The organism is Gemmiger sp. An50, from assembly GCF_002161595.1.
In the GTDB taxonomy this organism is placed as follows: domain Bacteria; phylum Bacillota; class Clostridia; order Oscillospirales; family Ruminococcaceae; genus Allofournierella.
Genome location: NZ_NFID01000016.1, coordinates 17863 through 40485, shown reverse-complemented (window position 1 = coordinate 40485; position 22623 = coordinate 17863). Strand labels below are relative to the sequence as shown.

At 55.2% G+C, this 22623-nt stretch carries 22 protein-coding genes; 15 read left to right on the top strand and 7 right to left on the bottom strand.

Annotated elements, in window-relative coordinates:
• Positions 1-222 precede the first annotated feature (222 nt).
• The 7 genes from B5G03_RS13255 to B5G03_RS13225 all read left to right on the top strand — a co-directional run bounded on the left by B5G03_RS13255 (position 223) and on the right by B5G03_RS13225 (position 8529).
• Entirely contained in the window at positions 223-2790 is a 2568-nt protein-coding gene (locus B5G03_RS13255; protein WP_087182166.1) for an ATP-dependent helicase, read from the top strand.
• Between the two features lie 17 nt (positions 2791-2807).
• Complete coding sequence (thyX, locus tag B5G03_RS13250; protein WP_087182165.1) at positions 2808-3590, top strand: FAD-dependent thymidylate synthase; 783 nt, start codon at positions 2808-2810, stop codon at positions 3588-3590.
• Positions 3587-4255, top strand: coding sequence for a dTMP kinase (locus B5G03_RS13245; RefSeq protein ID WP_087182164.1), 669 nt, complete (start codon positions 3587-3589; stop codon positions 4253-4255). Before thyX ends, B5G03_RS13245 begins: the two co-directional genes overlap by 4 nt.
• On the top strand, positions 4249-5142 hold the full coding sequence (locus B5G03_RS13240; protein WP_087182163.1) for a DUF2156 domain-containing protein: 894 nt from the start codon (positions 4249-4251) through the stop codon (positions 5140-5142). Before B5G03_RS13245 ends, B5G03_RS13240 begins: the two co-directional genes overlap by 7 nt.
• A gap of 42 nt (positions 5143-5184) precedes the next feature.
• Positions 5185-6015 (top strand): GNAT family N-acetyltransferase, encoded by an 831-nt coding sequence (locus tag B5G03_RS13235; protein WP_087182162.1) that lies wholly within the window; start codon positions 5185-5187, stop codon positions 6013-6015.
• A 58-nt stretch (positions 6016-6073) separates the two neighbouring features.
• Positions 6074-7207, top strand: coding sequence for an endolytic transglycosylase MltG (gene mltG, locus B5G03_RS13230; RefSeq protein ID WP_087182161.1), 1134 nt, complete (start codon positions 6074-6076; stop codon positions 7205-7207).
• A gap of 86 nt (positions 7208-7293) precedes the next feature.
• Positions 7294-8529 (top strand): peptidase U32 family protein, encoded by a 1236-nt coding sequence (locus tag B5G03_RS13225; RefSeq protein ID WP_087182160.1) that lies wholly within the window; start codon positions 7294-7296, stop codon positions 8527-8529.
• Positions 8530-8604: 75 nt separating this feature from the next.
• Here the strand turns inward: B5G03_RS13225 and B5G03_RS13220 are convergent, their stop codons facing one another.
• Positions 8605-9954 carry a hypothetical protein gene (locus tag B5G03_RS13220; RefSeq protein WP_087182159.1) on the bottom strand — a complete coding sequence of 450 codons (1350 nt, stop codon included), beginning with the start codon at positions 9952-9954 and terminating at the stop codon, positions 8605-8607.
• A gap of 141 nt (positions 9955-10095) precedes the next feature.
• On the opposite strand from B5G03_RS13220, the gene B5G03_RS13215 reads away from it, so the two are divergent.
• Genes B5G03_RS13215 through B5G03_RS13200 form a run of 4 tightly spaced genes read left to right on the top strand, consistent with a single transcriptional unit; the run spans position 10096 to position 13685 of the window.
• Positions 10096-10971, top strand: coding sequence for a carbohydrate ABC transporter permease (locus B5G03_RS13215; RefSeq protein WP_087182158.1), 876 nt, complete (start codon positions 10096-10098; stop codon positions 10969-10971).
• Positions 10968-11819 carry a carbohydrate ABC transporter permease gene (locus B5G03_RS13210; protein WP_087182157.1) on the top strand — a complete coding sequence of 284 codons (852 nt, stop codon included), beginning with the start codon at positions 10968-10970 and terminating at the stop codon, positions 11817-11819. Before B5G03_RS13215 ends, B5G03_RS13210 begins: the two co-directional genes overlap by 4 nt.
• Before the next feature lie 23 nt (positions 11820-11842).
• Positions 11843-12544: a hypothetical protein gene (locus B5G03_RS13205; RefSeq protein ID WP_087182156.1), complete on the top strand. Its 702-nt coding sequence runs from the start codon at positions 11843-11845 to the stop codon at positions 12542-12544.
• Positions 12510-13685, top strand: coding sequence for an ABC transporter permease (locus B5G03_RS13200; protein WP_140401703.1), 1176 nt, complete (start codon positions 12510-12512; stop codon positions 13683-13685). The genes B5G03_RS13205 and B5G03_RS13200 overlap by 35 nt, the downstream gene beginning before the upstream one ends.
• A gap of 82 nt (positions 13686-13767) precedes the next feature.
• Here B5G03_RS13200 and B5G03_RS18185 read toward each other — a convergent pair whose 3' ends face one another.
• The 3 genes from B5G03_RS18185 to B5G03_RS13190 are packed head-to-tail and all read right to left on the bottom strand — an operon-like array spanning position 13768 to position 14624.
• Entirely contained in the window at positions 13768-13887 is a 120-nt protein-coding gene (locus B5G03_RS18185; RefSeq protein WP_481808418.1) for a DUF1905 domain-containing protein, read from the bottom strand.
• Between the two features lie 2 nt (positions 13888-13889).
• Positions 13890-14039, bottom strand: coding sequence for a DUF1905 domain-containing protein (locus B5G03_RS18085; RefSeq protein ID WP_343286903.1), 150 nt, complete (start codon positions 14037-14039; stop codon positions 13890-13892).
• A 24-nt stretch (positions 14040-14063) separates the two neighbouring features.
• Positions 14064-14624 (bottom strand): flavin reductase family protein, encoded by a 561-nt coding sequence (locus B5G03_RS13190; protein WP_087182154.1) that lies wholly within the window; start codon positions 14622-14624, stop codon positions 14064-14066.
• A gap of 1284 nt (positions 14625-15908) precedes the next feature.
• Between B5G03_RS13190 and B5G03_RS13180 the strand changes: the two genes are divergently transcribed.
• From B5G03_RS13180 to B5G03_RS13160, 4 genes are all read left to right on the top strand, one after another.
• Entirely contained in the window at positions 15909-16364 is a 456-nt protein-coding gene (locus B5G03_RS13180) for a hypothetical protein (RefSeq protein ID WP_140401702.1), read from the top strand.
• Between the two features lie 16 nt (positions 16365-16380).
• Complete coding sequence (locus B5G03_RS13175; RefSeq protein ID WP_087182151.1) at positions 16381-16620, top strand: hypothetical protein; 240 nt, start codon at positions 16381-16383, stop codon at positions 16618-16620.
• A gap of 421 nt (positions 16621-17041) precedes the next feature.
• Positions 17042-18103: a hypothetical protein gene (locus B5G03_RS13165; RefSeq protein WP_087182149.1), complete on the top strand. Its 1062-nt coding sequence runs from the start codon at positions 17042-17044 to the stop codon at positions 18101-18103.
• 1454 nt (positions 18104-19557) lie between these two features.
• Positions 19558-20577, top strand: a complete 1020-nt coding sequence (locus B5G03_RS13160; protein WP_087182148.1) for a DUF6933 domain-containing protein — start codon at positions 19558-19560, stop codon at positions 20575-20577.
• A 117-nt stretch (positions 20578-20694) separates the two neighbouring features.
• Here the strand turns inward: B5G03_RS13160 and B5G03_RS17135 are convergent, their stop codons facing one another.
• From B5G03_RS17135 to B5G03_RS13150, 3 genes are all read right to left on the bottom strand, one after another.
• Positions 20695-21135 carry a hypothetical protein gene (locus B5G03_RS17135; RefSeq protein WP_140401701.1) on the bottom strand — a complete coding sequence of 147 codons (441 nt, stop codon included), beginning with the start codon at positions 21133-21135 and terminating at the stop codon, positions 20695-20697.
• Positions 21136-21220: 85 nt separating this feature from the next.
• Complete coding sequence (locus B5G03_RS13155; RefSeq protein WP_087182147.1) at positions 21221-21943, bottom strand: hypothetical protein; 723 nt, start codon at positions 21941-21943, stop codon at positions 21221-21223.
• Between the two features lies 1 nt (position 21944).
• Entirely contained in the window at positions 21945-22508 is a 564-nt protein-coding gene (locus B5G03_RS13150) for an RNA polymerase sigma factor (protein ID WP_087182146.1), read from the bottom strand.
• Positions 22509-22623 lie beyond the last annotated feature (115 nt).

Sequence of the window (22623 nt, the reverse complement as noted above, 5' to 3'; positions counted from 1 at the left end):
CATGCGGGGCAGGGGGCTGCCGTTTTGCTTGAACAGGCTTGTTGCCTCTGCCACAGACAGGCGGCTTCCGGGCTGTTATGCTGGTTGTCTGTGACCATATCGCCGAATTCCCGGCAAACTCGTCTTTTTCTGGCGGAGGCTTTGTGCTATAATGTTAACCGATAGTGCATATCTGTGCGGCTGGTCGGAAAATTTCCGGTCCGGCCGGGACAAGGAGTTTCCATGAACGTGACCAATGAGTTTTTGAAATACCGCGACGCTTTCATTGAAAAGCAGTTTGGCCGGCTGAACCCGGTACAGAAAAAGGCCGTGTTTTCCATCGAGGGCCCGCTCCTGATTCTGGCGGGCGCGGGCAGCGGCAAGACCACCGTGCTGGTCAACCGTATCGCCAACATCATCCGCTTCGGCAAGGCCCATGGCTCCGACTGGCTGCCCGGGCCGGTGGGCGAAGCAGAGCTGGCAGCTCTGAAGGCCGCGGTGGAAACCGGCGCGCCCCTTGCTCCCGGGCTGGAGCGTCTGCTGCGGTACGAGAACGCCCGTCCCTGGAACGTGCTGGCCATCACCTTCACCAACAAGGCGGCAGGGGAGCTGAAGGCCCGTCTGGCCGCCATGCTGGGCGAGGAGATGGGCGCGGACGTGAACGCCTCCACCTTCCACTCCGCCTGTGTGCGGATGCTGCGGCGGGACGCCGACCGGCTGGGCTTCCCCAAGAGCTTCACCATCTACGACACCAGCGACCAGGAGCGGGCCATGAAAGAGGTCTACAAGGAGCTGCTGGTGGACGATAAGTTCCTGCCCATCAAATCCGCCATGGGTCAGATCGGCCGCATGAAGGACCAGCTCATCAGCCCGGACGAGGCCATGGAAGCCCCGCAGGACACCAAGGCCGGCCTTCTGGCCAAGGTCTATCGGAATTACTCCGCCCGGCTGAAAAAGGCCGGTGCCATGGATTTCGACGATTTGATCTATTACACCGTGCTTTTGCTGCGGGAAAATCCCGATGTGCTGGAGTATTATCAGCAGAAGTATCGTTATGTATTGGTAGACGAGTATCAGGATACCAGCGTGGCCCAGTTCCATCTGGTGCGTCTGCTGGCCGGCGGCTACAAGAACGTCTGCGTGGTGGGCGACGACGACCAGAGCATCTACCGGTTCCGCGGCGCCACCATCGAGAACATCCTGAACTTCGAGCAGCATTTCCCCGGCGCGCAGGTCATCCGTCTGGAGCAGAATTATCGCTCCACCTCCAATATTCTGGACGCGGCCAACTGCGTGATAAAAAACAACCAGGGCCGCAAGGGCAAGACCCTTTGGACCGAGAACGGCGCGGGCGACCGGGTGCACCATTACCTGGCTGAAAGCGAGCAGGACGAGGCATCCCACATCGCCACCGTGATCGGCCAGCATTTGAAAGAGGGGGCCCGCCTGCGGGACCACGCGGTGCTCTACCGCATGAACGCCCAGTCGGGCCCGGTGGAAACCTACTTCGCCCGTGCGGGCATCCCCTATAAGATCGTGGGCGGCCAGCGGTTCTACGACCGTAAGGAAGTGAAGGACATCATTTCCTACATGTCCATCGTGGCGAACCCCAACGATGACCTGCGCCTAAAGCGCATCATCAATGAGCCCGCCCGCAAGATCGGCGCTACCACCGTGGATAAAATGAGCGACATCGCCGCCGGGCTGGGGGTTAATCTGCTGAGCGTGTGCGAAAACGCCAAGGATTACCCGGCCATCAGCCGGGCGGCCAGCGCGCTGAACGGCTTCTACGGCATCTATCTGAAGCTGGTCCAGGCCAGCGAGACCCTGCCGCTGGATGAGTTTGTGAGCCGCCTTTTGGAGATCACCGGCTACAAAAAGATGCTGGAAGCCCAGGGCGACGAAGGCGCGTCCCGGCTGGAAAACCTTGGCCAGTTGATTTCCAGCGTGAAAACCTACGCGGACCAGAAGGGCGAGGAAGCCACTCTGGCAGGCTTTTTGGAAGAAGTGGCCCTGATTTCGGATCTGGACAGCTACGACGAGGAAAACGACGTGGTGGTCATGATGACCATGCACTCCGCCAAGGGCCTGGAATACGACTATGTGTTCATTGTGGGCATGGAGGAGGGCATCTTCCCCAGCGACATGTGCCGCTTCTCGGACGAGGAGCTGGAGGAAGAGCGCCGTCTGTGCTACGTGGGCATCACCCGTGCCAAGAAGGAGCTGTATCTCTCCTCCAGCCAGAGCCGGATGATCTTCGGACGCACCCAGCGCAATCCGCCCTCCCGCTTCCTGGACGAGATCGACCCGGAGCTGATGGATATGGAGGAGAGTCCGGCGGTATCCGGCGGGCGCTCCTGGGGCGGCGGTTTCGGCAGCTTCGGTGGTTTTGGCGGCTCTTCCCGCGAGAGCGGCCACGGCTTCGGTTCCGGCGCAGGCTTCGGCGGCGGTGCAGGCTTCGGCGGCGGTGCCGCGGCTTCTCCCCGGCGGGAGTGGGGCGGCTCCGGCAGCTTCGGAGGCCGGGCTGCATCGGCATCCGCTGGCGGCGGCAGCCGGTTTGGTTCCGCGCCCTCCGGCCGGTTCGGCACCTCCACCGTGGGCGCAGCAGCTCCAGCGCGCCCGGCGGCTTCTGCGGCGGCCGGGTCCAAGAGCTTCAAACCCGGCGACGTGGTAGAGCACAAGGTGTTCGGCCGGGGCGTGGTGCTCAAAGCGACCCCCGCGGCGGGCGACACCATCGTGGAGATCCGGTTTGAAAAGGCCGGTGTGAAAAAGACCATGGCGAACTACGCCCCCCTTACCCTGATTAAATAACCTTTGGAGGCAACCCAATGTTGAACGTATCTCTGATCGCTTATACCCCGGAACCGGAAAAGGTGGTGGCCGCAGCGGCAAAGTTGTGCTATTCCAATGCGCACATCGACGACCTGCTGTCCGGCCTGACCCCGGAGAAGAGCCGGGAATTCGTGGAGCGGCTGGCCAAGCTGGGGCACGAAAGCCCCACCGAGCACGTGAGCTTTACCTTTGGCATTGAAGGGGTGTCCCGCAGCCTGCTGGCGCAGATCACCCGTCACCGCATTGCCAGCTACAGTGTGCAGAGCCAGCGCTATGTGCGGCTGGATCAGTTTGACTATGTGACCCCGCCCGAGATCGAGGCGGACCCGGCGGCGCTGGAGGAGTTCCAGGCGGCCATGGCCCAGGAGAACGAGAATTACAAGCGCATTGCGGCCCTGCTGAAGGATGGCCACATCCGCCGCCTGATGGCTCAGGGCATGAGTGAAGCCGAAGCAGCCAAGAAGGCTGAGAAGATGGCCATTGAGGATGCCCGCTTCGTGCTGCCCAACGCCTGCGACACCAAGATGGTGGTGACCATGAACGCTCGCAGCCTGCAGAACTTCTTCCGGCACCGGTGCTGCAACCGGGCCCAGTGGGAGATCCGGGCTCTGGCGGACGAGATGCTGCGGCTGGTGTATCCCATCGCGCCGTCTCTGTTCAAGATGGCTGGACCCGGCTGCGTGAAGGGTGCCTGCCCGGAGGGGGCCATGAGCTGTGGTGAAACCATGGCCATGCGGGAAAAATATGCCCGGCTGAAAGAGGAGGCGCTGAAACTGTGAACGGCAAGCTGATCGTGATCGAAGGGCTGGACGGCAGCGGCAAGGCCACCCAGGCCCGTGCCCTGGCCGAGGCTTTGCAGGCCCAGGGCAGGGACGTGATGCAGATCACCTTCCCGGACTATGCCAGCGATTCCTCCGCCCTGGTCAAGATGTACCTGGGCGGGCAGTTCGGAAGCCATCCGGACGATGTGAACGCCTATGCCGCCTCCGCCTTCTATTCGGTGGACCGGTTCGCCAGCTACAAGATGAAGTGGGGCGAATTCTACCGCAAGGGCGGCATCGTCATCGCCGACCGCTACACCACCAGCAACGCGGTGCACCAGTGCTCCAAGCTGCCGCCGGAGCAGTGGGACGCGTTTCTGGATTGGCTGTTTGATTTTGAGTATAATAAGATCGGAATTCCCGCCCCGGACGGCGTGATCTATCTGGAGGTGGACCCGGCGGTGAGCCAGGCGCTGATGACTGGTCGTTACCAGGGCGACGAAGCGAAGAAAGACATACACGAAAAGGATACCGAGTATCTGGCGCGCAGCCAGCGGGCGGCCAAACATTGCGCCGCTTCGCTGGGCTGGGTGACCGTTGCCTGCTGTCAGGCGGGCGAAATGCGTACCATCCAGCAGATTCATGAGGATGTGCTGCGTGTGACCAAGGAGATTTTATGCTGACATTCAAACCCATCGAACCGCAGGATGCCCAGTGGGTGACCCCGCTGCTGCATGCCAGCGGTTATATGACCAGTACCTACGCCTTTGTAACGCTGTATCTGTGGAGCAAGGCGTACGACACCCAGGTGGCCCGCTTCGGCGACCATGTGATCGCCCGCAGCCACCGGGGCGGTATTTTCCATTATCTGTACCCCTCCGGCCACGGCGACGAAAAGGCCACCGTGGACGCCATCATCGAGGACGCCAAGGCCCAGAGCGAGCCCACCTGGCTTTACGGCGTTTCCGTGGAGGCCAAGCAGCGGCTGGAGCAGTGGTACCCCGGCCTGTTCACCATCGAGGCGGTGCGGGATGACTACGAGTACATCTACGACCGGGCCGAGCTGGCCGACCTGCCGGGCAAAAAGTTCCAGAAAAAGCGCAACCATGTGTCCCGCTTTATCCGGGAAAATCCGGACTGGGAGTTCCATCCCATCACCGAGGAATCGCTGCCCCTGGTGCGGCAGTTCAACCGGGAATGGGCCGCCCTGGCCGACAACAAGGATGATCCGGGCATCCAGATGGAGCACGAGGCCATCGAAATGGTCTTCGATCATTACACCGAGCTGCCCATTGAGGGCGGCTACATCACCGCCGGTGGTCGGGTTGTGGCCTACTCCTTCGGCAGCGCCATCAACGACCGCATCTTCGACACCAACGTGGAGAAGGCGCTGTATGAGGTGAACGGTGCATACAACATCATCAACCGGGAAATGGCCCGTCAGGTCTGTGCCCGTTATGAGATGATCAACCGGGAGGACGATGTGGGCTCTGAGGGGCTGCGCAAGGCGAAATTGTCCTACAATCCCATCATCATCGAGCCCAAGTACCGGGCGGTACTGAACAAATGACCTTTGCCGCGCAAGGCGGCCAGGGGGGAGGGAAGAGAAGCCATGTTTCGTGTGGCAACAAAAAATGACGCGGCCCAGCTGACCGGGCTGTTTTCGGCGGTATTCGGGGACCCGGAACCGGTAGCTGCCAATATCTTTGAAACGTTTGCCGGGTACGAAAACGTCTTTCTGGCCGAGGAGGATGGCCGGGTCATCGCCAGTCTGTGCGCGGTGCCGGTTACGCTGCAGGGCCGCAAGGGCGCCTACTACTACGGCGTGTGCACCCAGTCGGACCAGCGGGGCAAGGGCCTGATGACCGGTCTGATGGACTACGCCCGCAGCCAGCTGCTGCTGCGCGGATGGAGCTTCGCAGTGCTCATTCCCGCCAGCACCAGCCTGTTTGATTTTTATGCCCAGCGAGGCTTTCAGAAGGCGTTCGGTCTGCGGGAGTTCACCCGGCCCATCCGCCGCAACCTGTGGGCCCAGGCGGACTTCGATTCCGTCACCGCCAAGGGCCTGGAGGCACTGCGCCGCCGCTTTGCGCCGGACAGCGTGTTTTTGAACAACGCGGGCTGCATCCTGGTGCTCACCGACCTGTATACCCTGGGGGCCACCATTGTTTCCAATGAGGACGGCTACGGCATCTACTTCAAAAAAGATGACGATACCCTGGATTTCGTGGAGCTGTTCGCCGAGGGTGACCGGGCCGCGGAAAAGCTGATGGAGGCCGCGCGGGACAAAACCGGCGCAGGTCAGGCCCATATCACCCTGGGCGCGCAGCAAAACCTGTTTCTGGGTGAGGGCGTGCCCCGGGATTACGGCATGATCCAGTTTTTCGACCAGCCCTTTGACGTGCAGGAGAGCTATATGCGCCTGATGCTGGATCTGGAGTGAATCATGGTGCGGCGCACCCCGCGCCGCCCAAGGAATAAGAAAGTGCAGGGAAGTTACTATGGCTAAATACCGTCGTGAAACCTACCAAAACCCGGACCGACCGCCCAAGCGCGGCCACAAGGGCTGCCTTGTGGTGATCGTGCTGTTTGTTGTGCTGCTGGCGGCTGCCGCCTTTGGCGCCTTCAGCGTGATGCAGGATGTGAACGGCCGCGATAAGCTGGGCGATGAAGTGGTGGTCACTGTGCAGCAGGGCGAGAACAGCGCATCCATTGCCCGCAGTCTGAAGGATGCGGGGGTCATCAAATACCCCAACATCTTCCGCTACTACCTCAAGTACACCGGCAAGAGCGCCAATCTGCAGTATGGCGACTTTACCCTGGTCCAGGGCCAGAGCTATGACTCCATCATCGAGACCATGAGCCAGTACGTGAAGAAGGAGACCGTGAGCGTCACCTTCCCGGAGGGCATCACCGCCCAGCGGTTCGCTCAATTGATGGAAGAAGCCGGTCTGTGCTCCGCCGAGGAATTCCTGGACGTGGCCAACAACGGCGATTTCAGCCAGTATGAGTTCTGGAATGAGATCCCGGAGGACCCCAACCGCTTTATGAAGTGCGAGGGCTACCTGTTCCCGGATACCTACGAGTTCTTTGTGGACGACACCGTCTATAACTATGTGGATAAGCTCTACGCCGAGTTTGACGCCAAGGTCACCCCGGAGATGCGCCAGCGGGCCAGTGAGCTGGGCATGACGCTGGAAGAGGTCATCACTCTGGCCAGCTTCGTGCAGGAGGAGGCCGGCAACGCGGAGGATGCACGTGTGTCGGCGGTGTTCCACAACCGGCTGGAGGAAGGCTCGCCTTATCCCCGGCTGGAAAGCAACGCCAGCAGCTACGTGCAGAATCCGGAGGACAACAACTACATCTACAACTGGATCGCTCCTTACTACGGTGGCTGGGACAATATCCCCGAAAACATCTACAATGCCTACAATACCTACGAGCTGAACGGCCTGCCCGCAGGCCCCATCTCGAACCCGGGTATTGACGCCATTGAGGCGGCGCTCTACCCGGACGGGGAGTATCTGGACGGCAAGTACTATTTCTTCGTGACCGACAAAAACGGCGTGTACTACTACGCCAAGACCAAGGCAGAGCACGACGCCAATGTGTCCAAGGCGTTCAGCGTAAAATAAACAAGAAACAAAACCGGCGGGCGCACGGGAGCGGCAAAGCTCTCTGTGCGCCCGCCCGGCTGTGAAAACGAGAAAGGAAAACGATTATGCTTCCCATTCCGGAATTACTGGCCCCTGCGGGGGATCTGGAGCGGCTGCAATACGCCATCCGCTACGGCGCGGACGCAGTGTACTGCGGTCTGACCGAGTTCGGCATGCGCGCCGCCCCCGGCAATTTCACCCCTGAGCAGCTGGCCGAGGGCGCTGCCTTCGCCCATGCCCGGGGCAAGAAGATCTACCTGACCATGAACACCCTGCCCACCAACGAGGAGCTGGAGCGCATTCCCCAGGCCATCCAGGATGCGGTGGCCGCCGGTGTGGACGCCTTTATCGTGGCGGACCTGGGCGTGCTGGCCATGGTCAAGCAGTACGCTCCCAATACCGAGATCCATCTTTCTACCCAGGCGGGCATCACCAACTGGGCCGCTGCCAAGGCCGCCTATGACCTGGGTGCCAAGCGGGTGGTGCTGGCCCGGGAGCTGGATCTGCGGGCCATCGCCGAGATCCGCGCCCACGTGCCCGACGACCTGGAGCTGGAGGCCTTCGTACACGGTGCCATGTGTATGAGTGTGTCCGGTCGGTGCCTGCTCAGCCAGTACATGACCGGGCGGGACGCCAACCGGGGCCAGTGCGCCCAGCCCTGCCGCTGGAAGTACCATCTGGTGGAGGAATCCCGCCCCGGCCAGTTCATGGAGATCGGCGAGACCGAAGAGGGCAGCTACATTCTGAACGCCAACGACATGTGCACCGCCCCCTTTATTGACCTGATCTGCCAGGCCGGTGTGGACAGCTTGAAGATTGAGGGCCGGGCCAAGACCGCCTATTACGTGGCCAGCGTGACCAGCGCCTACCGCAAGGCCTTGGACGCCTTCCTGCAGGACCCCACCGCCGAGGAATACACCTGTCCGGATGATGTGTTCGAGGAGCTGGACCGCACCAGCCACCGGCCCTATTCGCCCGGCTTCTACTTCGGCCGTCAGCAGGCCAAGCAGGAGACCAAAAACGGCGGCTACCTGCGCCACTGGGAGTTCATCGGCGTGGTGGAAGGCTGGCAGGACGGCGTGGCTCAGTGCAGCCAGCGCGGCAAGTTCTGCCTGGGCGATACCATCGAGGTGCTCACCCCGCTGGGCGAGCGCATCACCCTGACCCCGGAATGGATCAAAAACGAGCTGGGCGAAGAGGTGGAAAGCACCCCTCACGCCACCATGAAATACACCATCCCCAGCGAGACCGCGTTGCCGGCCTACAGCCTGCTGCGCCGCCGCGTTCCGTCGGAAAAATAATCCAATAAAAGTGCCCCCGCAGAAAACTTTCTGCGGGGGCACTTTTTTTGCGAATTTCATTTTGGCGCGGACCGGTCATTCATCCGCGTAGATCACGAATTCCCGCTGTAGGGCTTCCAACGTGAGCTCTTCGCTCTGGGTGCCTGCAAAATAGGGCTCGCAGATCGCAAGATACCGCTCAAAACGACGGTCCACCAGAGTGATGTGGGTCACGCTGTTCTGAAAATCCTCATAGCGGGCGATGGTGGCATCGCTGATCTCACCCCACACAAAGCCGCCGGAGGGGCCGTAGCGATTCCGGTCCCGCAGCATGGCAGCCAGTGCGGTTTTGCATACCGGCAGGCCTTGGTCGGCGCTGCTCAGCTCTCGGTAGCCGGGATTGGGGAAATTGGTCTCCCAGGTCTGGATGTGTTCGCTGAGCAAGATCTGAATCAGGTCCCGGGCCTGGTCCAGATGGGTGGAGTTGGCCCGCACGCCCACGTAGCTGGTGGCCATGGCGGTAACGCCGCCCTCCAGGTTGGGCACCGCCGAAAAGTACGGTTCGCTGTTTTGAGCAGCCAGCAGACTGGCCTGTTCTAAGAATGGATCATAAAGGGGAAGACCGGTCCAGCACAGGGGCTCGCCGCTGGTGAGGGATTCCTTCAGCGATGCGATGCCCGGCTGAGCGGCGGCTCCGGTTTGCATCAGTTGTTTTTGCAGCCGCAGCAGGGCCGGAAAATCCTCCCGGTCAATGGTTTCGCTCAGGTCGCCTGTGCCGCCTGCCAGCGGCAGTGCACGGGCCAGGCCGGAAAGCTCGCTCGCGTAGGTGTCGCCTGCCTGATTGAGCAGTGCGGGCAGGTAGTCCAGAAGGGGAGAGGTGCTCTGGGCCGCCTGGGTGAAGGAGTCCGGCGCGTCGCTGGTATAGCTCACAGTGAGGGGCAGATAGCCCAGCGGCAGCAGATACAGCGGCTCACCGTTGGTTTTATATTCGGCCAGCGCGGGAATCAGCCCGGCGAAATCCTGGTCACTCAAAAGGGTGGTCAAATCATAGAACAGCCCGGCCGTTTGCGCCTTGTGCAGGTCTTCAAACAGATATTCGCTGGAATCCGAGGGGTTCAGAAGGCTGTCGGTGCCCCGCAGCAGAAAGACATCCGGCCCCTTGCCCGCCATGATCTGGGTGCGCAGCTGGCGAATCAGCTGCTCGCGGCCCTCCGGGTCCATCTGCGGGTCCGGCAGCCAAAGCATTTCAAACTGGGCGTTGGGATAGTAGCGCACCGAGTAATAGTTCACACCCTTCATCACGTTGCGGTAGTCCCGCAGTTCGGCGCAGATGACCATCACGTCCTGCTGCGGCTCTTCTTCGGTCGTTTGCACAGAACAGCCGCAGGCAAGACCCAGCAGCAGCGCGGCCGCCAGCAGACAGCGGAAAATGCGATTTCGTATCATGTAAGATCCCTCCCGGCATAGCCTCTGCCTTTTGACTTTACAAAACGTAGAGGGTGTGCTATGCTGAAATGTACAGTACACTACTATGATAAACATTCAAAGTGCATTTGTCAAAAATTACTGCAAAGGAGGCGGGCCGCCATGAACAAACACAGCCGATGGAAACGGCGTCAGGCCCTGACCGGCTATGCGCTGGCCGCCCCGGTACTGTTGGGAACACTGATTTTTTTCGCGCTGCCCTTTGGGCTTACCTTCTGGTATTCGCTCACCTTCGGTCCCGGTGGCCAGACCTTTGTGGGGCTGGACAACTACACCTATGTGCTGAGCACTCGCAGCTTTCGGCTGGCGGCAGGCAACACCCTGCGCTTTCTGGGGCTGGGTGTACCGCTGATTCTGGTGGTGAGCATGCTGCTTGCCCTGGCGCTGCAGAAAAAGTTTGCGGGCACAAGGCTTTTTCGCAACGTGCTGCTGTTCCCCATGGTGGTGCCGGTGGCGGGCATTGTGATGGTGGTGGATGTGTTCCTGGCCGAGCAGGGAGCGCTGAATGCGGTTCTGGAAGCGGTGGGCCTTTCGCCGGTTCGCTGGATGGAAAGCCCGGCGGCCTTCTGGGTGCTGATGGCGCTGTATGTGTGGAAAAACTGCGGTTACAATGTGATTTTGCTGCTGGCCGGGCTGAACATGATTCCGGAGGAGCTGTATCAGTGCGCCCGGCTGGAGGGCGCAAACGAGCGGCAGGTGTTCTGGCGTATCACCGCGCCCCTGATGCGGCCCACGGTGTTTTTCGTGTTGGTCATCAGTGTGATCAACGCCTTCAAATCTTACCGGGAAGCTTTCCTGCTGGGCGGTGAGCATCCCCATACCAGTGTGTATTTCCTGCAGCATTACCTGAACAACAACTTCAATAACATGACCTATTCCCGGCTGTCGGTGGCGGCGATCCTGCTGTTTACAGGCATGATGGTGCTGGTGGCAGTGCTGTATCGGATGCAGTCAGAGGACGGGGAGGCGGTTTTGTGAAGCGGAAACGAAAAAAGCGGGACTGGATTCTGGCGGCGCTGTTTCTGGTGCTGTCGGTAATCGTGCTGTTCCCGGCGTTTTATGTGCTGTGCAACAGCTTTCTGTCTCCCCAGGAGGCGGTGCAGCGTTATGGTGCGCTGGCCTCTGGTACGGGTGAACTGGATTTAAGCCTTTTGCCGGAACAGTTTTCTTTGCAGGGCTATCTGCAGGTGTTTTTGCGGCGCACCGTTTACTGGATGCGCTTCTGGCGCACGCTGGCCATGTGCGGCGTGATCGTGGCTGGGCAGCTGCTGGTGAGCATCCTGGGCGGTTTTGCTTTCGCAAAATTCTCCTTCCCGGGCAAACGGTGGCTGTTCTACCTGCTGGTGGTGCTCATGCTCATGCCGGTACAGGTGACGCTGGTACCCAACTACATTGTGCTGGAACGGCTGAATCTGCTGGACAGATACGGTGCGCTGATTCTTCCGGCCATGTTCCTGCCCTTCGGCACCTTCCTGATGACCCAGATCTTTAAGGCCGTGCCGGACGAGGTGCTGCAGGCCGGGCAGATCGACGGAGCAGGCACCCTGACGGTATTGTTCCGGGTGCTGCTGCCCGCAGGCCGGGCAGGTGCGGTGAGCCTGTGTCTGCTCACCTTTATTGATGCCTGGAATATGGTGGAGCAGCCGCTGGCCTTTTTGAAGGACAGCGCCAAATATCCCTTCTCGGTGTTCCTGGCCAGTACCAGCCGGGATGCGCTGGCGGTGGTGTTCCCCTGCGGGGTGCTGGCCATGCTGCCGGTGCTGCTGCTGTTCTGGTTCTTCAATGAAGAGCTGGTGGAGGGCATCGAGTTCACCGGCATCAAATAAGCGCCGCCCGGGAGGAAAACAGCATGAAACGAACAAAAAACAACAAGCGGCGTTTTGCCATTTTTCTGGCGGTGGTGCTGGCGACAGTGCTGTGTACTTCGGCCGCCTGGCTGGTGGAATGGACTCTTGCGCCCCAGGTGGAGGCGGTCTTCACCACCCGAGGCAGTGTGAACCAGGAGTATTTTTTCAACGGGACAGTCTACCGCACCGAGGACGAGCGTCCGGCGCTGCGCATTTGTGTGCTGGTGCAGGGGGAAGACGCCCAGATTTTGCAGGCCGCCTCGCTGTTGGCCTTCCCGCCGGAGAGCGAGATGAACCTGCTGGCCCTGGAATTGGCCGCCGAAGAGGAACAGAACGAAGACGCAGTAATTCTGCGGCAGAAAAATCCGCTGCCGGAACTGCCGGAAGGCCCGGTGATCATCCAGGCCCGCATCCTCACGGAAGGATGGTACAAGCTGCCCCTGTCCGCCATCCAAACCCAGGAGGATGGCTCCACCATGGTAATGAAGCTGGAGGAGCGCTGGACCCCCTGGGGCAAGCAGAACTATGCAGTGGCGGTTGCAGTGGAGGTGTACGCCTCCGACGGCCAGAGCGCGGTGGTGAATCTGGGCGAGACCGGAGAGTTTCGAATCGCGGCCTATGGGGCTGCGCCCATTCAGGACGGGGATTTGGTAAAGGTGGTGCAGCCGGATGGAGCGAATGAAAACGAGCAGACCGCGCAGTAAGGCAGCGGTGGCCCTGCGGGTGCTGGCTCTTTTGCTGCTGGCGGCCTGTGCGGCAGTGTTTGCCCGGCAGGTGCTGCTCTGCCGCAGTGCGCTGGAGTCCATCCCCATGCTGCTGGAATACCCGGAGCTGGGCGAAACGCCGCCCCTCACGCTGGAGGTATTCCAGCGCCGGGTGGGGGAAAAAGCAGAGAACAGCGCCGCCTGGCAGGGAGAGCTGGAGGTGGAGCTGCCCGCCGGAACGCAGAAGATGACGGCCCGGGTGGCTTTGTCCAACTGGGGCCAGGTGGCAGGCCTTGCGTTTGTTGAGGGCGATTTCTACCAGCCTCAGGCGGTGCTGCTGCGGCAGTACCAGGCGGTGGTGCCGGAGGGCATCGCGGCAGCAGGGCAGACGCTCTCCGTCGAGGGCGTGGATTACACGGTATGCGGCGTATACCAGCCGGAAGGCGAGACTGCGCCGCTCTATCTGAGCGCTCATCCCGATCAGCCGAACAGCATGCTTGCACCCAACCGGATGCTGCTGGCCCAGAACGACCGGCTGCGGCTTTCAGTGCTGTATGATTTGCAGGCAAAAGCAAATTACACCCCGAAGGCAGAGGGGGTGGATTTGGGCCTGTGGAGGCAGCTGCTGCGCCAGGAGGTGTACGCGGTGATCCTGTGCTGCACGGTACTGTTCTGCGCTTGTGTGCTGCTGCGGGGCTATCTGGATGCGGTGCGGCTGTATGGCCGATGGGGCAGCATGCTCCACGGCCGCAAGCGGGCGCTCGGCTGGTGTCTGGCCCGGCTGATTTTACCAGTGGCGGTGTTGAACCTGGCCTTCTGCGGAGTGGATTTGCCGGCGGAGTTCTTTCAGACAGATGAGCAGAATCCGCTGCTTGCCGCGCAGGCTTTGGCCGAAAACAGCGATTATCTGGCCGAAGCGGTGCAGGCGGCGAGGCAGCTTGCGGTGCTGGGCGTGGCAGCGGTTGTACTGTTTGCCTGTGGGCTGCTGCTCTGGCAGCTGGCAGGCCGCAGAAAAACGCCCAGCAGCAATGAGGCGGAGAAGCCGGCTGTCAAGCCTGATTCCAAGCACCCGGACAAGGATGTCCGCTGGCGTTATCACGCCCCGGCAAAAGCTGTCGGAAATCTCCGAAAGAATGGATAAAAAGCATCAGAGGGAGCCTTCCTGCATCGAAGGCCCCCTCTGATTTTTTATGAAGTTGTTTTAAATGCCTCTGGCAAGGCGTTCAAATCCGGCGGACTGTCACCAGGATGGTGTCACCGGGATAACGGTCCATGGCTTTCTGAATGTCCTTGCGAACACCCAAAATATAGCAGATGGAGCCATCGGGATTTTTAACCCCCATGTTCACGATGCTGCCGCAGTAGGGAACACGTTGAAGGTGGCCTCCACCTTTACCCGGCCCTGGCCGAATTCCTTGCGGATGTCGAACGGGACCCGAACAAACGCACCGCCCTTGTCCGGGACCGGCTCGATCACCGCTTCAAATTGATACAATGATTCACTCATGGTGTCACCGGATTATTTCAGCTTTGCGCCATCCTGGAAGGCGTGACCCACGACTTCGCCCAGCTTGCGATAAACATTGTGCACCGGGTCAAAGGTAATGGGCGCAAGCTTTTGCACGTCAATCTTTCCCTCGCTGTCCAGCACGGACTCCTCCGCACACACGTTTACGATCTCGCCCACCAGACGGCAGCTTTCCGGGTCGTAGCTCACCAGGCGGCACTCCACCGCCATGGGCAGCTCATCCACCAGAGGAGCGTCTACAAATTCCGATTTGGTGGTGTGCCAGCCGGCCTTTTCCAGCTTGTTGGCCACGCGCTTGCCGGATTCAATGCCCACGTAATCGCAGGCGATAGCCTGGTCTGCGGTAGCCATACTTACAGTAAAGGCCTTGCGAGCCAGAATGTTGGCGGTGGTCTTGTGCCCGGCGCTAATGCACATGGTCAGCTCCTTGTCGTCACTGATACCGCCCCAGGCGGCGTTCATGGCATCCGGAACACCGTTCTCATCATAGGTGGCCAGGATGAACACCGGCTGCGGATAGGTCCAGGGCTTGGCTCCAAAATTTTTACGCATCGAAAATACCTCCTTATGGATTCTGGATGATAGTGCTTACAAACTGCAGAGATCTGGTACAGAACAGGCACAACGAAAAAGCACAGAAACAAGTTGATTTTGAAACGACGGCTTTTCTGCTTTTGGGGACAAACCAGTTCGTTTTATCCGAGCTCATTGCCCACCCCGAATGGACAAACACTTTCCGGAATTTTAGTACGGATTGCGCGGCCTGACGTGGTACAGCCAATGGTGCCTGAACCCTTTTCAATCAAGGCTTTCTGAGGTCTTCCGACTTGGATAATCCATAGGTGTTTGTGAAGCGGAAAGGCTTGAAAACGGGGGGCTTTTGTGAGAATGTCGCCGAGCAGTCGGACGGTAAAATAGACGGCGCCGCAAGCCGCAAAATTGATAGGTAATTGTGCAATATTTGATGATATTGCTATTATACCAGATCCTTGAATAAAACTGAAATGGAAACGATCGAATCAGTAGGTATTTGAGGCGGTTTTGGTGTCTGCCGATTTGCTCATTTCCATGGATCTGTCCACTCAATTACTTGGGTTCAAGTCGAATGGAATGAGCCTTTCGCTGCTACAAGCTTACGCTCATGTTACATCGTCGGAAAAGATAAAAGAATCGATGACCCTTGGAATTCTGTACAATGGGGAGATACCATCAGACCGGTGGAAAATGGAGAGAATTGTCCTCCTTGATGCTGAAGGGTATGAGTGTGGTACAGACTTGGACCGCGAAGTTATGGACTGATTCTTTCTTTCGGGAGGTGGCATGAGCTTCTCCGTCAATGTGATGCCCAAGGAATATATGATGATGAAAATGCGGCGTAAGGAATCTCCGAAGCCCCAAAATGTTCGGTGCGATCTCTTGAAAAGAGCGGATTTCCAACCGGAAAATCGCCCAAGGGGCGGGCCGCAGCTGGGAATGTGATTGCTGTCATATCACTTTGGACAAGGACACGAACGCCGCGAGTAACATCAAGCGGATGTGACTGGCCCAGCTGGGCATGTGTGCCTAAAATAAAACCTCTGTGGGGGACATCGCCCACTGTGGAAGAACAAGTAAGGCTGGGTCAGCCAGCAGCTCTGCTGAAGCACAATCTCGCCGCGTAGTGAAGACTCCCACTGCGTATGCTGTGGGAGTATGGTAAGAAGGCCGCTCTTATGAAGCGCTGAGAGCCGCCTTTTGCCTTGAGTAATTTTATGATATAATACAAAAAAGGTGAGTTTGATGCGATCGCTAAATCCATATGTCCTTGACGAGGAAAATCAAAGAGTATACCTGACATTGGAAGAGGCCTCCCCAGAGGACACTTGTGAAATCGAAAAGGAATGGCAATCATACTGGGGGACTGGCTATCTGAAAGACCCAAGGCTTCTTCGATATACTGCCAAAACGACCGAGAACGAGTTGGTTGGTCTGGCAGCATACGAAATCTCAAAACAGTATGTTGCGGTTTACATGCCCTACATCGAGACTGCACGGCACAGCAATCCGACGATTGCCGGAAATCCATCCGGTAAGCGATATCATGGTATCGCCAGGATGTTTCTGGCCTTTGCGGTCAAACTGTCTGCTGAGGCAGGGCTGCAAGGCGATGTGGTGTTTGAGGCCAAAACACCGGAGCTCGCCGCATACTACAAAAACGAGTTGGGCGCGTTGGCGCTGCCCTCTTGGGACGGCCCGGAACGGTTTTTGATTTCTGACGATGTAGCACGTGAGCTTTTATATGAATTCATCTGATGTGGGGGTGAACGAAATGGCAGGCAAGATTGTTGGCCGTCCGCCTAAAAATATCCAGGAAGAATATTGGGAAGGACAGAGAAACAGCGAGTTATGGTATAACACTTTCTTTGAAATCTGCCGAAAATACAATATCCAGTGGTCAAAAGCGACCGAAAAAGACCGGGATTTCGTAACCGAAATGACTCGCGTGACCTATCAGAACCGCATCGGTGTGCCAAAAGAACAGATTCATTTCTTTGGACCACGGATTTGAGCCAAGGCCGCTCTCAGTGTTTCCTGAGAGCGGCCCTTTTTTGTTTTACAGGTTGGCTCTGTAGTATAATTAAGAAAATGGCGAAGAGACAACAAATATAACTTTTGCAGAATTGCTGCCTGTGCGGCATACGGGAACACTCGTTGAGATTGATGGGCAAGGCGTGCCTGATTCAGTTTATTTTATAACCTCAATGCGTTTTCCGATAACATCGAGCGTCTTCCTGAGAAATTGCTGTGCATCATCGAGGAATAGGAGACTGTTGCCATCGACACATCCGGCATCGATGCATGTACAGTATGAGTCGAGCTGGGTGAACGGAATCTCAGTGAGCTGCCCGAGCATTTGCAGCATCTGCAGGACGGACAACAAACTGCTGCCTTCGGGTGTTTGCGGGTGAATTTGGGAGAGGAGGCTCTGCATGAATCTGCTGGACGAAATCGATCATGCTGATCTGATGTGCGGTGATACGGTCGCTGCGCACATTCAGTCCCGCGCTGTGATTCCGGTCGAGCCGAATCTGGTACCGCTTTGTTTTCGTCACGGCGGCGATATCGAAGGTTGGCTGGAACACCGGGCAATCGACGCTCACCGTACCCATTCCCGTCTGCTCAAGAAGGTACTCCGGCTGCGGAAACGGGATGATTTGAGCACGGCTTTGCATTTTAATGCTGCCACCATCACAGACAATTACTGGGTACGGCCGGAAGGCAGTGATCTTGTTTGGGAGAACGTTCGGTTTCGTGATAACGATTTTGCAGACCTTGCGTTGAAAGGTACTCTGGCGGATTTCTCGAAAAAACCGAGTCGAACGCCGGAGCTGACCAACACCGGTAGCTTTGAAAAATGCTGGCGATTGGAAAACGGCGAATGGTGGATGTACAAGGCCGGAAACGAACTGGAGCGTTTTTCGGAATTGTTTGTGTTTGAACTTTGCCGGGCTCTCGGTTTCCCAACGGCAGAATATCAAAACAGCGGAGCGTTCATCCGGACGAAAGATTTTACGCGAGGCGTTTTGAATTTTGAGCCGGCGGCCTATCTTGTTGGTGACGATGAGGATTATGTAACAAATTACGAGGCGTTTCTGGAATTTGGCGAGCAGATCGCCGACCAGTATGTTGAACTTCTTCTGATGGACGCTTTCTGCCGGAATACAGACCGGCACACTTATAATTATGGCTTGCTCAGGGACCAGAAGACGGGCCAGGTACTTTCCATGGCTCCGAACTTTGATCATAACATTGCTTTGGTGGCACGTGGCTACGATGATTCGCCTCGGAAGAGTGACCTGCTGATGGAATTGCTGGTCGAACTGGAAGGACAAACGCATGCGGTATCTCGGTATCTTTCCCGACATCCGAAGCCAATCATCACACCTGAGCTTATCGCTCAGTGCTGTATTCAGACAGGCATGACAGTAGATGTTGACTATATACAGCAATTTGTGATGGCAGGCTACAAAGTCCTGGATGAAATTTGCTGATTCTCTCAGCTATATCACTTGCCTCGAAACAACGACCATGCAAACAAGTCCCGAACAATCAGAATGACTGATTCGATAGGGGTTCTATTTGGCAACAGGCTTATACAACAAAAACCACTGGCACCGTGCCGGTGGTTTTTTATTTTTGCCTATTGCATATCCTTGATGGAATTCAGCTGAACAAAATCGATAACCTGAATTTTTGCTTTCTGATACGGAGATACAGTTCAGTGGAAAGTGGGTGAGTATCCATGCTGTGAAGATCGAAAATGTTTATTCAGTGTCAGACGGCTGTCTAGCATGCCCTGGGACACGAGCTGGTAATCCGTCACTCAAAAGGCCTTTGCTGTAGTAAGTTTTCTGAACTTGGGACAGGAGAGGAGTACATTTCATGCATGAGTTTTTATCCGCAGCTGTGGTTTGCAGAAGAAATGAAAGCGGAAATATCCCGGATCGGTAAGAATTTTAGGTCCGTTTCAGCCCCCCGATTTGTACCAGGTCCCAGGCTGTGTGTACCAGATTTACCGGCCGATTTCTTTTTAACACAATATGTCCGAACTACTTATCGGAAAATACTGGTGACACATCCAACCCGGCCGACACATCAGTGAGGACCTGATATGGCTGGTGACATACCCCATATACGATCCTGCATTCTGCGCTGTAACCTCATAAACGAATACCCAATGGTGCAGATATAGCTGCTGGAGTAACAACGACAAGAGAGTAAGCGAAGCATCGTCCGGTAGTAGAAAAATGTTGGAGGAAGCGAAAAGAATTGCTGCATCTGTAAAGGGAGTATACGCTGCCTGCGATGATGTATTTAAATCAGACAGGGATAAAAAATGAGAAAGCATCCTGGGAGAACACCCAGGATGCTTTTTTATGCCAGTTTGCGACAAATTACGACCATATACAATCAATCTAGACTCCGGCCGTCGAAAATAAGGCATTCTTCCAATGCCCAATCAGCATTGGTGACCACGATCATTCCGTCAATGCTTTTGCCGGTCCAATTCACATTTCCCACTACTTTTGACAGAGGGGGATGTGCTGTTTGCTATAGTTTGCAGAAAACGAACAGCGGAAATATCCCGGATTGGTAAGAATTTGCAGCCCGTTTCAGCCCCCCGATGTGTACCAAATTACAGGCCGTGTGTACCAGATTTACCGGTCGATTCCTTTTCAACCCAATATGTCCGAAGTTTAAAATGATGACACATCCATCTGGCCGACACATCCGTGAAGAACTGTTGCGGCTGATAGCCATACCATATACGATCCTGCTTCTGCGCTGTATCCTTATAGACCTTCATTGTGGTCAAAACTGAAAACGGAGCAAGAAGAAAAAGTAATGGAAAAGGTTGCTTTTTTATCTGTGAATTCGTGGTTTACAGGAATTGGATTTGCTATGATAAAGGGATAATTACACAAATAGTAGGTGGAAAAGGAAAATGCAGATCGGATGTACAAAAAAATTGCAAGAGTTTTTGAAAAAAGACATTATTCAGGCAGATCAAGATGTGGATCCGTTTTACACCTGGAGTGCTTCAATTATGATTGTAAATCGAAGAAGGACGATTGTTGTGCTGCATGATGAGTCCCGATGTGGATTTGTACTGTACGGCATGACTTCCAGGCATATTCGGGAGATAGACCACATCATTCAAACCGGGATTTGCGATGTGCTGGAAGCACATGGAATCAGCACTGCGATCATTGAACGCTATCTGCAGGAATGTGGACGTATCTCCTATACTACCCCACGGCATCGCGATACAGTTGCACATCTCAACTACTTTTGCGAGCAGGTTTCCTTCTTTTCGGAAGTATTCATTCCTGTGAGGCAATTTCAATCCCATCTGGTGCAGGCGTTGAATGAGGATCTGATCAAAATCGACGGGGAATATGTAGATCCACGGGAAAAGCTTCGGGAAAGTTTCGTTGAACACTATCCGGGGCAATCGGTGATCTCCAGAAAGATGGCTATACTGGATATAAAATTGGTAGGCACATCCTGTTTCAGACGAATACGGATTCCAAGCCATTATTCTTTGATGCAGCTGCATTGGGTGATTCAAACTTTGTTTTTATGGAAAGATGCCCACCTTCATGTTTTTGAAACAGAAGATGGGCTCTCTCTGGATATTGATTTTCCTGAATACAGTTTTCTGATGTCCGAAGATGACTGGGAACAATCGTCCGAAGCTACAATGGAGCGGTATCTCTCCATTGGTGAAGTGTTTGAACAGAACCGAGTTGTCCGATATATCTATGATCCGGAAAATTATTGGACTCATCAGATTACGCTTGTCTCATGGAAGGAAGACATGCAAAACAGTCCGGTGAGATGTATCATGGCGTTTGGCGTAGTTCTACTAGAAGACGTGGGTGGCCTAAGTAATCGTATCAAACTATATAACGAACTATATAACGCAATAAAAAAACTCAGGATAAACCATGATTTTCAATAGTAATTTGATTCTTTTAGTCAAGATTAGCTCTCCCCCAACTTAACAGGAGATTAGGGGGATTGTAGGTTGTTTCACGTTATGTAAATACTCAGGGGTCAGATAAATATGAACATGTTTTCAAATTATAGTTTCCCCGGTATACAAAGTAGTCTCTTCCAAAAGTGTTCCAGAGGGCGAGTATGCTTTAATGACTAGTCGCATACGATATGTGCCTGTGTTCAAGTAAATATATTCTTCAACACCAGCACCACCGTTGCTGCTTGAAGACCATTTGTAGCTGGTATTGTACCAACCACCATTGTATCGTTGGACAGTAGCTTCAAGCTCAGCGACATTATCGTAGTCATTCAAAACTACAGAACCTCCAACCTTGTGACGCCCCGAGGAATCGGTTGTTCGTAATACTCCCCCACCCACATAGGCAATATATGTCCATTTAGGTAATTTAAAATTGCTTTGCCAATCATCTGATGCAAAAACAGTGGACGAAATACTGTTAAACAACAAAATACATACAATCAAAAAGATAGCGCTGCGAAAAGTAAATTTTTTTTTCATGTTAATACCTCTACTGGTTCTAAATTTGAGAAAAACGCCTTTTGATAAAGTATAAGTGTAAAATGCAGAAAAGCATAACACTTTGTCATAAATTTGTAATGTTTTGGACGATCTTTTCGAGTTGTTGGGAAGTGACACTCCCTGTAATAATTATAGTCCCATTTCCAATGCGAATGTATACTGTTTTAGTGGCCCCATCTTGACTGGTGTAAATCGGAATGGATTGTCCATGTAGTATGATAAAGTTACTATTTGAAATAATAGATTTTTCGACAGAGCCATAGTCAAATGGCCAATCAGTTGTATATATAAATGTAATGGAACCTATAGCTGAGTCAAAATAGAGAGACTGTGCTGGTCCGAAAATACTGGCTTCCCTATAATGGTATTCACTTGGTATCCAAGAAGGGAAATACTCACAGTTCCACTCTTCTGGTTTCTCAAATGTATACCCATCAAGAGAGGAAATATCGCTGTAATCTGTGAACACCTGTGCGACCAGTTCAAAAATAGTGACATTATCTGCCGAAATTGGCACGGCAAAAACAAATACAGCGGCTGCTGCCATCCCACACGCCCACCGTATTACCCGGATTTTAGACCGATGCAACGCCCGCTGACTGTCTTTGTGAAATTTTTCCTGGAAGGTCCGCATTTGGATCTCATCGGGCGGAGCATACTCTTCCGACTGAATCAACTGATCCAGCTCCTCCTGGCTTTCCCGATAGGCGATCAGAGCTAGCATGTGTGCCAGTTCCTCATCGTCAATCTTGTCTAGCTTTTCTAGAAGTTCTTTGTTTGTGGCCACATCAGTCACCTCCCAGGCATTTTTTCATTTCGTTGCGCAGATGATTTAAAGTGCGATTTTTCAACACACACAGACTGGCACGCTTGACTCCCATGATTACTGCAATCTCGTTGTCGTCCAGTCCATAATAAAGACGCCACATAAAGTATTCTTTGGAGCGTCTGGGAAGTCTGGCGGAGCTTTTTTCAATCAAATCCCACAAATCGACCACGCGATATTTGTCATCAAAATCAAAAAGTGAATTCTCGCGCGCCAAAGCATCAAAGGCCTGCTCCATGTCCTCGACGCTGTCTACCTGAAAATTCGGGTGATATTTCTTTTTATAATAGGTTTTTCCCAGATTGATGGTAATGCGCATTAAGTAGCGGGAGATATCCTCCCGTGTAGAGAGAATGGTTTTCCCTTTCTGGATGATTTTCAAGGTGTTTTCAAAGGCAGCCTGCACGATGTCTCTGGATTCTTCCGGATCGTGGGTCATTTGAAAGGCCTTGTTGTAAAAGACTTTGTAATCCTGTTGGCAAATGTCATCAAGCAGGAGAACAGCATCGGTAATATATTGTCTCACATGTATGCCTCCTGTGTAGGGGTTTTCCATCTTGTCTACAGAAGCAAAGCAATATACTGACAAAGCGAAAGTCGTGAAAGGCTGGCGATGACAGAATCTATTATGGATGGTTCAG